The organism is Pantoea sp. Acro-807, assembly GCF_011752675.1.
GTDB lineage: Bacteria > Pseudomonadota > Gammaproteobacteria > Enterobacterales > Enterobacteriaceae > Pantoea > Pantoea eucrina.
Genome location: NZ_VWXE01000004.1, coordinates 51,329 through 65,111 on the forward strand (window position 1 = coordinate 51,329; position 13,783 = coordinate 65,111).

Here is a 13,783-nt window from a genome sequence, read left to right on the forward strand (position 1 = left end):
ATGCGTACAGGCACCAAAATTACGCTGCTGCTGATGCTGTTTGCGCTCTATTATCTGCTGCCGGTTCCGTTTCGCGATCTGTGGCAGCCCGATGAGCTGCGTTATGCAGAGATCAGCCGCGAGATGATTGTCAGCGGCAACTGGGTTGTGCCGCACTTTTTTGATTTGCGCTATTTTGAAAAACCTGTCGCCGGCTACTGGATAAATAATCTGGGCCAGCTGCTGTTCGGACACACTAATTTTGGCGTCCGCGCCGGCGCGCTGTTCAGCACGCTATGCAGCGGCCTGCTGATTTTCTGGCTGGGATGCCGGATGTTTGCCAGCCGCAACGTCGCCCTGCTGGCCAGCACCGTTTTTCTGACCTCGCTGCTGGTTTACGGAATCGGCACTTATGCGGTGCTGGACCCTGTTCTGCTGCTGTGGCTGACGGGAGCGATGTGCAGCTTCTGGTACGCGGTTCAGGCACGCACATTCCGGCAGCGCTTCTCCGGCTATCTGCTGCTGGGTGCGGCCTGCGCCATGGGGTTTATGACCAAAGGCTTCCTGGCGCTCGCGGTTCCGGTGCTGGCGATTGTGCCGTGGATGGTGTGGCAGCGCCGCTTCACGGAATTGCTGCGCTGGGGGCCGCTGGCGCTGCTGACCGCAGTACTGCTGAGCCTGCCGTGGGCGCTGGCGATAGCGCAGCAGGCGGGAGATTTCTGGCACTACTTTTTCTGGGTTGAGCATATTCAGCGTTTTGCTGAAGAAAACGCGCAGCACAAAGCGCCTTTCTGGTACTACCTGCCGGTGCTGGTTGCGGGCACGCTGCCCTGGCTGGGGCTGCTGCCCGGCGCGCTGATAAGCGGCTGGCAGCAGCGTCGCCAGCAGGCAGGCGTGCTCTATTTACTGAGCTGGGTCCTGCTGCCGCTGCTGTTTTTCAGTATTGCAAAAGGCAAGCTGCCAACCTATATCCTGCCCTGTTTTGCTCCGCTGAGCCTGCTGATAGCAGGTTATGCATCAGGAAACAGCGCACGCTTAAGCACCGCGCTGCGGTTTAACGGCTGGATTAACCTGCTGTTTGGCGCGCTGACCGCGCTGGCGGTGATAAGCGTACTGGCGCCGTGGGGGCTGGCACACCGGCCGCTCTACAGCAGCGACGAGAAGCTGCGTGCGACTCTGGCTGCGCTCGCTTTTACCGGCTGGGCGCTGGCGGCAGGTGTCAGCCTGCGCACCGGGCGCTGGCAGCTGGCGGCGCTCTGCCCGCTGGCGCTGGCGCTGCTGGTGGGATTTGCTATTCCCGACCGGATACGGGACGCCAAACAGCCGCAGAACTTTGTCCGCCACATCCAGGAGCGGCTTGCGCAGAGCCGCTTTATCCTGGCGGATAATCCCGGCGTCGGCTCGGCGATCGCCTGGCAGCTCAAACGCAGCGATATCCTTTTTTACAGCAGCAAAGGCGAGCTGGAGTATGGTCTCAGCTACGCCGATGCCCGAAAGCGCTACGTTGCCGGAGCGGAGTTTGCCGACTGGCTGCGCGTCCATCGCAGAGAGGGTGATGTCGCGCTGGTACTGATGCTGGATGCCGGACAGAAAACGCCGGATGCGATGCTGCCGGTGCCGGATGATGTCTGGCAGCAGGGACGGCTGGTTTATTACAGCTACCGTCGCGCGCCATGAATCTGCTGCTGATTGTTCTGGTCAGCCTGCTCAGCTGTGCAGCCCAGCTCTGTCAGAAGCAGGCCGCGCTGATGGCGTCAGGCGGCAGGCGCATGGCGCTCTGGGTCGCGCTCAGCCTGCTGCTGCTGGGGGCGGCGATGCTGCTCTGGCTGCTGGTATTGCGCAGTGTGCCGGTCAGCCAGGCCTATCCGATGCTCAGCCTTAACTTTGTGCTGGTGGCGGCAGCCGCACGCCTGATCTGGCGCGAAGCCTGTACGCTGCAGCAGTGGCTGGGCACGCTGCTGATTGTCGCGGGGGTGGCGCTGATGGGGAGTCAGCTATGAAAGGTACAGGGCTGGCGCTCGTAAGCGTCGCGCTGGTGACGCTGGCGCAGCTGATGCTGCGCAGCGCGATGATGGAGTTTCCCGCGTTCAGTGCGCTGCTGCAGGGCGGCGCACGCCCTGTGCTGATGCTCTGCGCCGGCCTTGCAGCCTACGGGTTATCGATGCTCTGCTGGCTTACCGCGCTGCGCTATCAGCCGCTCAGTCAGCTCTATCCGCTACTCAGTCTGAGCTACGTACTGGTCTGGCTGGCTGCTGTCGTTCTGCCGTGGTTTCATGAGCCTTTTCGCTGGAGCAGTCTGGCGGGCGTAGTACTGATTGTGGCGGGCCTGCTGGTGGTATCGCTGCCGCGCGGTAAAAAACAGGACTGCTGATATGCGCTTAGTCAGCACGATACGGGGCTGATGTAAATCACTCAAAGAAGCAGCGGAGCCGCTCAGCCTGATGTTTTAGTATCCCTTCAGTTGCCTTCCAACCCGTACGCATCAGGACTGAATATGACCGGTAAACTAAGCAGCGACCGCCTCTGTATTAATCGCAAAATTGCTCCCGCTCTGAGCATCAGTGAATTTTTTGCGCTGGTGTCAAAGCTGGGGCTGCACAAGGTTGAAATCCGCAATGACATGAAAAGCGGCAGCGTGACCGACAATCTCGGTGGCGCGCAGGTCAGCGCGCTGGCGCGCGAGCACGATCTGACTATCGAAACAATCAATGCGGTTTATCCGTTTAACCAGCTCAATGATGAGGTTCTGGCAAAGACCCGCGGCCTGCTGAAAGACGCAGCTGAAAGCGGTGCCAGAGCGCTGGTGCTCTGTCCGCTCAACGATGGTGCGCCGGTCAGCGACGCACAGACTATCGATGCGCTGCAAACGCTGGCGCCGCTGTTTGCAGAATACGGCATTCAGGGGCTGGTTGAGCCGCTGGGCTTTCCGCAGAGTTCGCTGCGTTCTGCCGCGCAGGCGCAGCAGCTGATCAAACAGGCCGGGGTGCCGTTCAAAATTGTGCTGGATACCTTCCATCATCATCTTTATGAAGGTGCCGAAGCGGACTTTGCCGGGCACGTCAACGTGCATGAGATTGGTCTGGTTCACCTGTCCGGCGTGACCGATACGCGGCCGGCGGCAGAGCTGACGGATGAAGAGCGTATTATGCTCAGCGCCGATGACAGACTGCAGACAAAACAGCAGGTGGCCCGCCTTGAAGAGATGGGGTATCGCGGGATCTATGCGTTTGAGCCTTTCTCATCGGTGATGGAGAGCTGGAGCGCTGCTGAGATTGAGCAGCAGATCCGCAGCAGTATCGACTATCTCAACCGCTAACCGCAACCGGCTCAGGAAACAGACTATGACACTCAATATTGGCGTAATTGGCACCGGTGCAATCGGTCGTGAACATATCCGGCGCTGCAGTCAGGTGCTGCAGAACGCGCGCGTAGTGGCGCTGAATGATATCGACCGCCGTCAGTGTGAAGAGGTCGCAGCTGCGCTACAGCTGCAGGCGGAGATCTACGACAGCGCGCACGATCTGATTAATGCGCCTGACGTACAGGCCGTGCTGGTGACCTCCTGGGGTCCCACTCATGAAGAGTTTGTGCTGGCGGCGATCAAAGCGGGCAAGGCGGTATTTTGTGAAAAGCCGCTGGCAGTGACGGCGCAGGGCTGTATGAACATCGTTGAAGCGGAGATGGCCGGCGGTAAAAAACGCGTACAGGTCGGCTTTATGCGACCTTATGACAGCGGCTATCGCGCGCTGAAGCAGGTGCTGGAGAGCGGTGAGATTGGCGCGCCGCTGATGCTGCACTGCGCGCATCGCAGTCCGGAGGTGGGTGACAGTTACACCACGGATATGGCGATTACCGATACGCTGATCCATGAGCTGGATGTGCTGCGCTGGTTACTGAATGATGATTACGTCAGCGCGCAGGTGATCTGGCCACGCAAAACGCGTCACGCCAGTTCACACCTGAAAGATCCGCAGATTGTTCTGCTGGAAACGGCGCAGGGCACGCGCATCGACGTCGAAATTTTTGTTAACTGCCAGTATGGCTATGACATTCAGTGTGAAGTTGTCGGAGAAAGCGGCATTGCCCGGCTGCCGGAACCTGTGGCGGTGCAGACGCGCAGTAACGCTGCGCTCTCTGTGGCCATCCTGACCGACTGGAAAAAGCGCTTTATCGATGCATACGATGTGGAGCTGCAGGCATTTATCAACAATGTGCTTGCCGATGAGCTGACCGGGCCTTCTGCCTGGGATGGTTATGCGGCGGCGGTAGCGGCAGACGCCTGCGTCGCGGCTCAGAAGAGTGGCGATATTGTTCAGATTACGATGCCACCCCGTCCGGCTTTTTATCAGTAACCCCGCCTGAACTGCGCGCCTGCTCTGCAGGCGCGCTGCTGTCATTATCTGCTTACAACCCTGCCAGTCTGTTTTTGCGTTTTGTACTCTACATACTAGTACATGATGTGTATCATCCCGCCTTTGCTAATTTTCTGAGTCGTCTTAATGTCAGTACCTCAACTCACGCCGCGCCAGCCCTCAGTCTGGTGGGGCGCTATGATCATCTGTGGCACCGTTGTGGGTGCCGGTATGTTTACGCTGCCTGTGGTTATGGCAGGAAGCTGGTTTGGCTGGGGCGTGCTGCTGCTGTTTATCAGCTGGGGCGCGATGCTGCTCTCCGGCCTGCTGTTTATGCGCGTCAGCCTGCACTATACTGCCGGCGCCGGCTATGACACGCTGGTGCGCGATCTGCTGGGACGCGGCTGGGCAAGGCTCAACGGGTTAAGCATCCTGTTTGTACTGGGTATTCTGACCTACGCCTACATTTCAGCCAGCGGTCCGGTCTATCAGCACTCTCTTAATCAGCTGGGACTGCCGCTGACAGCGGCCGGTGCGAAAATTGCGCTGACGCTGCTGGTTGCAGGGGTCGTGCTGCTCGGCACGCGTGGCGTGAGCCGGCTTATGACCTTCTGCGTAGTGGCAAAAATTGCGCTGCTTATTATGCTGTTTGGCGGACTCCTGATGCAGGTTGACAGTGCCTCACTGCTGCAGCCAGCGCCAGAAGGCAGCGCTTACTGGCCCTATGCGCTCGGCGTGCTGCCTTTCTGCCTGGCCTCTTTTGGGTATCACGGCAATATCACCGGGCTGGTGAGCTATTACCATCGCGACCGGCGCAGGATCGCACGTGCGCTGCTGCTCGGGACCCTGATGTCGCTTGCGCTCTACCTGTTCTGGATCGTCAGCACGATGGGAAACCTGCCGCGCAGCGCGTTTCCGGGTATTGTTGCGCAGGGCGGGGATATCGCCGCGCTGATGGCGGCGCTGGGCTCGCATCTGCAGGTGCCGGCATTAACCCTGATGCTGTCGCTCTTTTCCCATTTTGCCGTTATCGCTTCGTTTCTTGGCGTCACCGCAGGATTGTTCGACTATATCGCCGACCGTATGGGGCAGGGCGATACGCGCCGGGCGCGTGTGAAAACGGCGCTGCTGACCTTTTTGCCGCCGCTGCTGGCGTCGATTGTCTGGCCACACGGGTTTGTGGCGGCCATCGGCTATGCCGGATTGTTTGCCACCCTGTGGGCGGTAGCGATCCCGGCCTTGCTCGCATTACGGGCAGAAAAGCGCTTCGCCACGCATAAAAAATCCTCGCTGGCGATTACGCTGGTACTGCTATTTGGGGGACTGAACATCGTAGCGTGGCTGCTGAGCTGGCTGGAGTGGTTGCCGCGATTTGGCCCAGGCTGACAGGAGAACGCGCTGGCCTGACGCCAGCGCGTTTTATCAATCAGTTACCGCGATAGGTTGAATAGCCATACTGGCTCAGCAGCAGCGGGATATGGTAATGCTGATCGGTTTTCTCAAGGTTAAAAATCACCGGAATTTCCGGAAAGAAAGTCTGCTGATTAACTGATTTATAATACTCCCCGGTTTTAAACACCACGCGATAAATACCTGACTGCGCCATTTTATCTTTCGGATAGAGTGCAGGGATCCGCCCCTGCGCATCCGTGGTGGCTTCTGCCAGTTTTGTCCAGTTATCGCCTGCTTTCTGATCCAGTTCTACTTTTACGCCGGCGGTGGGGATGCCAGTCTGCAGGTTGAGCACGTGCACGCTCACCGGGTTTTTCATGGTATCGGCCGCGGCGACGCCAGCGGTGCAAAGTAAAACAGCAGAAAGCAGAAGGTGTTGAGGTTTCATTTCATCGTCCTTTAATGTGAATGCGTGAAATGAAGCATAGAGGCTAAGGGCCGGAGCGCCTCACGCTGGCCACAATCTGTGAAATTTCCCAGAGGGGTGCGGCAGGCGGAGCGCCTGCCGCAATGGATCACTTGCCGTTCTGTACCAGAGTGCCTTTCAGACCGTGCGGCTCTGAACGCAGATACTGCGGCGGAGCCTTAACGGTGGCGCCCAGCTCAGCGGCAGCGTGCCACGGCCAGTGCGGATCCCAGAGCATGCCGCGCGCCAGCGCAATCAGGTCCGTATCACCGGTGTGCAGAGCCTGTTCCGCCTGCTGCGGATCGGTTATCAGTCCGACACCGATTACCGGTATATCCACCACTTTGCGAATATCGCGCGCAAAAGAGAGCTGATAGCCTGGGCCGATATCGATCTCCTGATCGGGCGACAGTCCGCCGCTGGAGACGTGAATATAGGCACAGCCTGCGGCGGCCAGCTGCTGGCTGAACGCAATAGACTGCTCATTATCCCAGCCGCCTGCGACCCAGTCAGTTGCTGAAATACGCACGCCCACCGGTACTGAATCTGGCAGAGCATCGCGTATCGCCTGAAACACTTCCAGCGGATAGCGCATGCGGTTTTCCAGCGATCCGCCATATTCATCATCGCGCTTGTTACTGAGCGGAGAGAGAAACTGATGCAGTAGATAGCCATGGGCAGCATGCATTTCAACCAGTTCGATACCGATGCGGACCGCGCGCTGCGCGCTGTCAACAAAGGCCTGTTTCAGGCGCATCAGCTCCTCTTTACTCAGCGCGTGTGGCGCCTGTTCGCCCGACTGGTAAGCCTCTGCGGAGGGAGCCACCGTCTGCCAGCCGCCCTGTTGAGCCGAAAGCTGCTCGCCGCCTTCCCACGGCACGGCACAGGAGGCTTTGCGACCTGCGTGACCCAGCTGGATACCTATTGGCAGGGTTGCCCATGGACGGATATCCTCCAGCACGCTGGCCAGTGCCGCCTCAGTCTCATCGTCCCACAATCCCAGATCGCCCGGCGATATGCGGCCGATATCCTCAACGGCTGTTGCTTCGATAATCAGTAAGCCCGCACCGGACAGGGCAAGCTGCCCCAGATGGATACGGTGCCAGGCGGTGGCTTTACCCGCCTCAGCGGAGTACTGACACATGGGCGCAATAATAATGCGATTCTCCAGCGAGAGCTGTCCCAGTTTCGTGGCGCTAAATAACAGACTCATCTTAACCTCATGTTTTCAGGGGATCTCAGGTGAAATAAGTGTAGATGGTCATCGGCGAACGGAGGCGGCCCGGCACAGGGATTCTGTTTCTAGACGTTAACCGGAAAGATTTGGCTTTCTAGTTACAACATACTATTTTACTATAAATACACCCTCTGCAGCCGCGGCAGTAATATCGCCTGACAGGGCTTGCGGTGGCCTTTAATTTACCTCTGAAGCGAGCAGAGATAACGATAAACAGCGGCATCCTGCGGATCCGGCCTGAAGCGCTGGCCATTACGACACTGAGCACAGATGGTACGATAGTGCCGGTTCAGTCCAAGTTCGCATAAAATACGCAGCCAGCCATTGGCTCCGTAGCACTGTTGTTCATAGATTTTTTCCCGCATCTTCTTAACGTCGAGACGCAATAACACAGCATTCAGATCGCTGTACTCAGGATGTTTTTTGGTTTTACCTATCCGGGTAAACATGAAATTGCGCATATAAAAAGGCGCTACGTTCTCTTTAACCTGAATAAGCAGATCGTCTACCTGCTCCACAAAAATCGTATAAATCATAATCCTGAGATAGAGCATAAACACCAGATTGTCCTGCTGCTGCGTCTGCTTGACCGACAGCGTACCAAGCTCTACGACTTTCCGGTTTTCCAGCCCGAGGGCGGCTATCTCTGCACCAAACAGCAGGGAGCAGGGCAGCTGCTGGTTTCGCTGAGCAATCACGCTGATTGTGCCGAGGATCTCCTGTTTTTTACGCGCCAGAAACAGGGTGCTGTCAGGATGAAGCAGGCCTTCGTTATAAAGGAACAGCGCACGCTTGCTCTTGATAATACCGCTACGCTGGTAGGCGCTATGCGTGACTTCCATGCCTTTCAAAAAATCGAGAAAAGCGGTCGCCGGCGCAATATCGATCAGCTTATCGCTATCATTAAGCAATCTGCATAGTTTGAGCGTTCTTTTACTCAGAACGCCATCGGATACTGCGCTGACAGTCACTGATTTCCTTAACGAATCCACAATTATCCCTGACAATAGATTTTAGTATCGCTAATGTATTCAGGGTATCTAATGATTGGAATTAGTTTTGATCGAAAATTTAGTAATCACTGCTTAAAGTAAAATCTGTTATTCAGCTTAAAGAGCAGCAGCGCCACTGCAGCATTTTATGCTTAATGTTAAGCGGTATGTCGCACGTGCCTGTGGCCTCAGCGCAGTCTTTCAAAGTGTCTGTAACAGATAATACTGGAAAAAACCTGCTGAACGTTCGCTATAGCCGCTTGTCATTTTAAGAGCAATGTTTTTGCCCCGCACATGATTTTCAACATCACAATTTACAGGGGTATGACCAAAAATAATTAAATACCCTTTCTTATTAAGCAGCGTAATAAGTTTATCGATAACAGGTGCTGCCTGATCGTGTCTTATCACTTCATGATTGGCGAAGCGGCAAAAAATAATATCATACCTGTCACGGTCACAGGATTGCATAAAGTCGCTCTGTACAACCTGCGGCAGCTGCTGCCTGGCCTTCAGGACCATTTTTTCCGCGCGATCGGCAGCGAAATAGTTTAGCCGGGGAAGCTTTTGTTTTACTGAGGCAAGGAAGGTTCCGGTAGAGCAGGCCGGGTCAAATACGCGGCAGTCGGGAAAAGCAATCTCACGCAGCAAATTTACGGTATGCAGGCGGAAGTGCGCTTCCTGTATGTCCAGCTTCTCCGGTGTACCGGCCATCTGGTCCCAGAATGATTCCGGGCATATAGCCTCATTCCCTTCATCATCCAGCGGCGGCCATGGAAAGTGGATATTGTAATCCGGGCAGGGGGGAAGTAATTTTTCACGCCACGCCGGATCGTCCAGCACTCTGATGCCGAGGGTTATTTCATCTTTGGTTTCATCCAGCGAAATGAGCGGGCCTTTTATCATATCGGGAAGAATGATGCTGTAAGCCACGTGGCTTAACGGCTTTCGTATGCCGGCAAAAATCGATTCAGAGGTTGTCATGATAAAAATATCATGCCGTTCCCGATTCGGGACCCGGATGTAAATCATTCTACTCATATCTGATCCTGATAGCTTCGGCAGGGAATAACGACGTTACCCAAACTGACCAGGGCAAATCGCTCCATACCGGGCATGACGGCACAGGCCAGTGATACGCCGGCAGGATCGCTGTCTATTTCTTTAAGCCATACAGGCAATCCGGCCATTTCGCACAGGGTTGTCAGGCGGTGAAGGTGCTCTTGCAGAGTCAGTTCAGCGCGTTTCTCTGGCAGCTCAACGCTGACAGAAGCGAGGCTGCCAAAATCGGCAACAAGGCTGCGATATAATTTTTCATGCTCTCTCAGGTTATGCTGGTGTTTTTCCAGTTCCTCAGTAAAGCAGGTAAAATTATCGGCCAGTTTATGCAGCTGGACCAGTTCTTTGATAGCCCGGGCAACCGCATGGTCAGCATAAAGTGAACAGCCAGCGCCGTAGATGTTTATCCCCAGGCGCGGCTTACTCTTACAGTAAGCAAGATAAACAGGAGGCAGTGACGGTTCTGAGGCATCAATAATATTGATTTCATCCTCTAAAGCAGACTGAGCATCATTGAAAAGTTTTTCAGCTGCAGGGGGCAGTGAATCCGTATTAACAAGTCGAACCTCTTTTTGTGTACCATAGAAAAATGTTTTTGCCAGCAGGATACCTGTGCAGTGCCGCTCTATTATTTCTCCGATGGCGTGAATCGCTGCTTCAGTAAAACCATAACCCGCAGCGATACCTGCATTACTGGTATAGCGTCGCGCTGCGCTATAGTCTGTAGTGTCTCCCTGAATGATATGGCTGAAATATTCGCAATCCGTTAAAAAAAGAGGCCAGAGCAGTGACGCACAACCCTTTTTATCTGTAAATTCCACTGCTGCAATTTTGGCGGGTGATGATTTCGCAAGAATAGTCAATGGCAACATCCCGCGAAGTTCTGCCTGCTGAATGACTGACCCGAAGGGATATAACCTGCTTTTCTCTCTGAGTGCCGGAAAGCTTCTGTAATGTTCATAAGCTTCATAGAGTGCACCAACACTGGCTTCCTCTGCATAGCCTTTACCGCAGCCAGAAATCGGTTTGGTGCCACTTTCCCTGTTTAACAGCGTAACCGTAGCTGAAAGCGTATTGCCAAAGTTGTCATTTTTTATCTGAATATTCTGGCGGGAAAAATAACGCTCTATTGCGTTTCTTGACCGGGTAAGGGTGACAGATCTTTCAGGCAGGATAGTCATGATAAATGTCCATATTAAAGCGGCACAATAATGTGCCGCTGAAATGTTAGTCTTCAGACTGACTCTCTTCATCCGCCTGCGAGGCGGACGCTAACACTTCCTCTTCTTCAATAGTGAGTACGGCTTTGTTTGCATTCTCGCTATTGCTGTTGCTGATGCCTGAGTTTAAATATCCCATGATTAGACTCCTTTATTAGCAAACCGCTGATTGCGGCAGGGATATATTTAATTAACGTTCACTCTGAATTCAAACCCTGAATAATATAAATGTGCGCCAGATCAATTTATACTTATTGAAGTTTTTGGCAGTTTTATCTTTAATTTTTCATATTACTTTCCCGGAAATATTACTATTTATAAAATAATTCCTTGCCGCTTTATCGTTCATTTTCCGGGTGATTGATTTCAAAGGTAATATGAGGATTTTTATCTGCACGGCTATGCCTCTTTTTTTCTAAATAATTTCCTGATGGAGTTGCATAAATCAATCATCTCTTATCCCAGGGGAGGTCGGGTTCAGTAAGAAAAAATGTTGATTATTTCCCTCGCCATAAAAAAAGACGGCCCGGGGGCCGTCAAACGCCCCAGCGGTGGTTAAACACCGGGGCAGCGAGGTCACACAATGATGAAGAGGTTAGCCTTTAACACCGCCCGCTGTCAGACCGCTGACCAGCCAGCGCTGTGCCAGCAGGAATACCAGCGTAATGGGAATGGCAGACAACACCGCAGCGGCGGCAAAGTCGCCCCAGAGATAGTTCTGCGGATTTAAATATTGCTGCATACCAACGGCCAGCGTATAGCTGTTAACGTCACGCAGCAGCAGCGAAGCGACCGGCACTTCGGTGACCGCGGCGATAAAGGCCAGAATAAAGACCACTGCCAGAATCGGCACCGACAGCGGCAGCAGCACCAGACGAAACGCCTGCCAGGGCGTTGCGCCATCCAGCGCGGCCGCTTCTTCCAGCGAGCCATCGATGGTTTCGAAGTAGCCTTTAATGGTCCAGACGTGCAGCGCAATGCCGCCAAGATAGGCAAAGATTACGCCGCCGTGCGTATTGAGTCCGAGAAAGGGCACATACTGACCGAGCCGGTCAAACAATGCATAGAGCGCGACCAGCGACAGCACCGCCGGAAACATCTGGAAGATCAGCATACCTTTCAGCAGGGTTGCGCGGCCGGCAAAACGCATGCGGGCAAAGGCGTAGGCACAGGTCGTGGATAGCGTCACGATACCCAGCGCGCTTATCGCTGCGATCTTCACCGAGTTCCACAGCCAGAGCAGTACCGGGAAGGGTGGCGGTGTGACGCTGCCATCCGGCTGAGTCACGCTGAATCCCAGCGCCAGCTTCCAGTGCTCCCAGGAGATCTGCTCCGGGATCAGCGAGCCGGTCGCAAAATTGCCGGAACGCAGTGAAATAGCGACCACCATCAGCAGCGGAAACAGGATGGCGGCAATAAAAACCAGCAGCAGCAGATGCGTCAGCAGCAAACGAAGCTTTTGTGATTTGGGTTGTACCATTGCCATAATTTTTCCTCAGTCAAACTTCATGCGCACGGCTTTCAGGTTGATGACCGCCAGTGCCCCGACCAGCATGAAAATCAGCGTTGCAATCGCCGCCGCGAGGCCAAAGTCCTGCCCGCCGCCGCCCTCAAACGCAATACGCCAGGTGTAATTGACCAGCAGATCCGTGTAGCCGGCGGGCGTGGTAGTCCCGATCCGATCCGGTCCGCCGTTGGTAAGCAGCTGCACCAGAACAAAGTTATTAAAATTAAAGGCAAAGCTGGCAATCATCAGCGGCATAAGGGGCTTAAGCAGCAGCGGCAGCGTGATGCGGAAAAAATTCTGTAGCGGACCCGCGCCATCCATCGCGGAAGCCTCATACAGATCGTCCGGGATAGCTTTTAACAGCCCCATGCACAGAATCATCATGTAGGGATAGCCGAGCCAGGTATTCACGATGACCAGCATGGTACGCGCCAGCGCGGGATCGCTGAACCAGGCAGGCTGGACGCCAAACAGCGCCTTGAGCATGACGTTAACTTCACCAAAACTCTGGTTAAACAGCCCCTTGAAGATAAGGATGGAGATAAAAGCCGGTACGGCGTAGGGCAAAATCAGCATCACGCGGTAGATAGCCTTACCGCGCAGCGCTTCCCACTGCACCAGACAGGCCAGCACCATGCCCACTGCAACGGTCAGGATCACCGTCACCAGCGAGAAGATCAGCGTCCAGCCAAAAATGGCGAGAAACGGTTTCTGGATCCCTTCGTCAGTAAAGACGCGAACAAAGTTTTTCCAGCCCGCGTTAACGGTAAATCCAGGGCTCAGCTGTTCACTGCCCCAGCTGCCGTCAGCCGCAATCTGCTGGTAAAACCCCGTGTCCTGATTAGCCTGATAGCGTACGCCAGTTTGCTGATTTTTCAGCACGCCCTGGTGCCCGGCAACATAGAGCGGACGGGTACCCGAGAACTGGCGTAAGGAGCTCATCACCAGCTCACGTCCATCCGGCAACCGGGCACGGATCTGGCTTAGCGCCTGGCGATGCATGGTGATGACTTTCAGCGTGGCGCGCTGAGTAGCGGGCAGCGGCGCCTGCTGCAGCGTCAGGGTCTGTACGCTGCCGAAATCGAACGGCGTGGAGACGTAGCGTTCATCGCTGCTGCTGTCGCTGAGCACCAGCTGCCAGCGCCGATCGGCCGGGTAGAGCGCAAAATTCAGCCCGGCGCCATCCTGATACTGCCTGCCAAGCAGCACCTGCTGCGCCCGTTCCTGCGAAAGCTGATTGGTACTGCTGTAATTGGTGAACGCGATAGCGATAGTGCAGGCCAGCGGAAACAGCACAAAAATAGCCATGCCGGCCAGGCCCGGATAGACATAGCGCCAGGCATAAGCGCGGCGATTAGCATAAATCCAGATGCCGGTTGCGCTGACAATCAGCGTCATGAGCGCAAACAGGTACTCTCCCTGCACATACATCAGCACCAGCAGATAGCCGACTAACAGACAGCAGCCGCCAACCAGTACGCCTTTCAGCATCTGGCTGTACCGTTCCGTTTTTCCTGACATGATCCGAAATTCCTCAACAGCTGATAAAAAGCCGGACAGCGCCGGCTTCAGACAGGGT

The 13,783-nt window shown here is 55.1% G+C and carries 14 protein-coding genes; 6 read left to right on the top strand and 8 right to left on the bottom strand.

All coding sequences use genetic code 11. From position 1 onward, the window contains the following. From arnT to F3J39_RS11060, 6 genes are all read left to right on the top strand, one after another. Positions 1–1,656, top strand: a complete 1,656-nt coding sequence (arnT, locus tag F3J39_RS11035) for a lipid IV(A) 4-amino-4-deoxy-L-arabinosyltransferase (RefSeq protein WP_166714178.1) — start codon at positions 1–3, stop codon at positions 1,654–1,656. Beyond that, on the top strand, positions 1,653–1,979 hold the full coding sequence (gene arnE / locus F3J39_RS11040) for a 4-amino-4-deoxy-L-arabinose-phosphoundecaprenol flippase subunit ArnE (protein WP_040113474.1): 327 nt from the start codon (positions 1,653–1,655) through the stop codon (positions 1,977–1,979). Before arnT ends, arnE begins: the two co-directional genes overlap by 4 nt. Then, on the top strand, positions 1,976–2,350 hold the full coding sequence (gene arnF, locus F3J39_RS11045) for a 4-amino-4-deoxy-L-arabinose-phosphoundecaprenol flippase subunit ArnF (protein ID WP_040113475.1): 375 nt from the start codon (positions 1,976–1,978) through the stop codon (positions 2,348–2,350). The genes arnE and arnF overlap by 4 nt, the downstream gene beginning before the upstream one ends. Before the next feature lie 123 nt (positions 2,351–2,473). Continuing rightward, positions 2,474–3,295 carry a TIM barrel protein gene (locus F3J39_RS11050; protein ID WP_166714179.1) on the top strand — a complete coding sequence of 274 codons (822 nt, stop codon included), beginning with the start codon at positions 2,474–2,476 and terminating at the stop codon, positions 3,293–3,295. 25 nt (positions 3,296–3,320) lie between these two features. After that, complete coding sequence (locus tag F3J39_RS11055; RefSeq protein WP_166714180.1) at positions 3,321–4,331, top strand: Gfo/Idh/MocA family oxidoreductase; 1,011 nt, start codon at positions 3,321–3,323, stop codon at positions 4,329–4,331. 147 nt (positions 4,332–4,478) lie between these two features. Next, positions 4,479–5,717, top strand: coding sequence for an aromatic amino acid transporter (locus tag F3J39_RS11060; RefSeq protein WP_071668325.1), 1,239 nt, complete (start codon positions 4,479–4,481; stop codon positions 5,715–5,717). A 40-nt stretch (positions 5,718–5,757) separates the two neighbouring features. Here the strand turns inward: F3J39_RS11060 and uraH are convergent, their stop codons facing one another. From uraH to malF, 8 genes are all read right to left on the bottom strand, one after another. Further along, positions 5,758–6,171 (bottom strand): hydroxyisourate hydrolase, encoded by a 414-nt coding sequence (gene uraH / locus F3J39_RS11065; protein WP_071668326.1) that lies wholly within the window; start codon positions 6,169–6,171, stop codon positions 5,758–5,760. A gap of 127 nt (positions 6,172–6,298) precedes the next feature. Beyond that, positions 6,299–7,402, bottom strand: a complete 1,104-nt coding sequence (locus F3J39_RS11070) for an NADH:flavin oxidoreductase/NADH oxidase (RefSeq protein WP_166714181.1) — start codon at positions 7,400–7,402, stop codon at positions 6,299–6,301. Between the two features lie 206 nt (positions 7,403–7,608). After that, the gene (locus F3J39_RS11075; RefSeq protein WP_139239662.1) at positions 7,609–8,397 is read right to left on the bottom strand and encodes a hypothetical protein; all 789 of its coding nucleotides are present in this window, start codon (positions 8,395–8,397) and stop codon (positions 7,609–7,611) included. 222 nt (positions 8,398–8,619) lie between these two features. Next, positions 8,620–9,459 carry a class I SAM-dependent methyltransferase gene (locus tag F3J39_RS11080; protein WP_166714182.1) on the bottom strand — a complete coding sequence of 280 codons (840 nt, stop codon included), beginning with the start codon at positions 9,457–9,459 and terminating at the stop codon, positions 8,620–8,622. Beyond that, on the bottom strand, positions 9,456–10,658 hold the full coding sequence (locus F3J39_RS11085; protein ID WP_158531829.1) for a YcaO-like family protein: 1,203 nt from the start codon (positions 10,656–10,658) through the stop codon (positions 9,456–9,458). The genes F3J39_RS11080 and F3J39_RS11085 overlap by 4 nt, the downstream gene beginning before the upstream one ends. Positions 10,659–10,704: 46 nt before the next feature. Continuing rightward, positions 10,705–10,836 carry a hypothetical protein gene (locus tag F3J39_RS18935; RefSeq protein WP_255402130.1) on the bottom strand — a complete coding sequence of 44 codons (132 nt, stop codon included), beginning with the start codon at positions 10,834–10,836 and terminating at the stop codon, positions 10,705–10,707. A 456-nt stretch (positions 10,837–11,292) separates the two neighbouring features. Beyond that, the gene (gene malG, locus F3J39_RS11090; protein ID WP_094111587.1) at positions 11,293–12,183 is read right to left on the bottom strand and encodes a maltose ABC transporter permease MalG; all 891 of its coding nucleotides are present in this window, start codon (positions 12,181–12,183) and stop codon (positions 11,293–11,295) included. Between the two features lie 9 nt (positions 12,184–12,192). Then, positions 12,193–13,725 (bottom strand): maltose ABC transporter permease MalF, encoded by a 1,533-nt coding sequence (malF, locus tag F3J39_RS11095; protein WP_040113484.1) that lies wholly within the window; start codon positions 13,723–13,725, stop codon positions 12,193–12,195. Positions 13,726–13,783 lie beyond the last annotated feature (58 nt).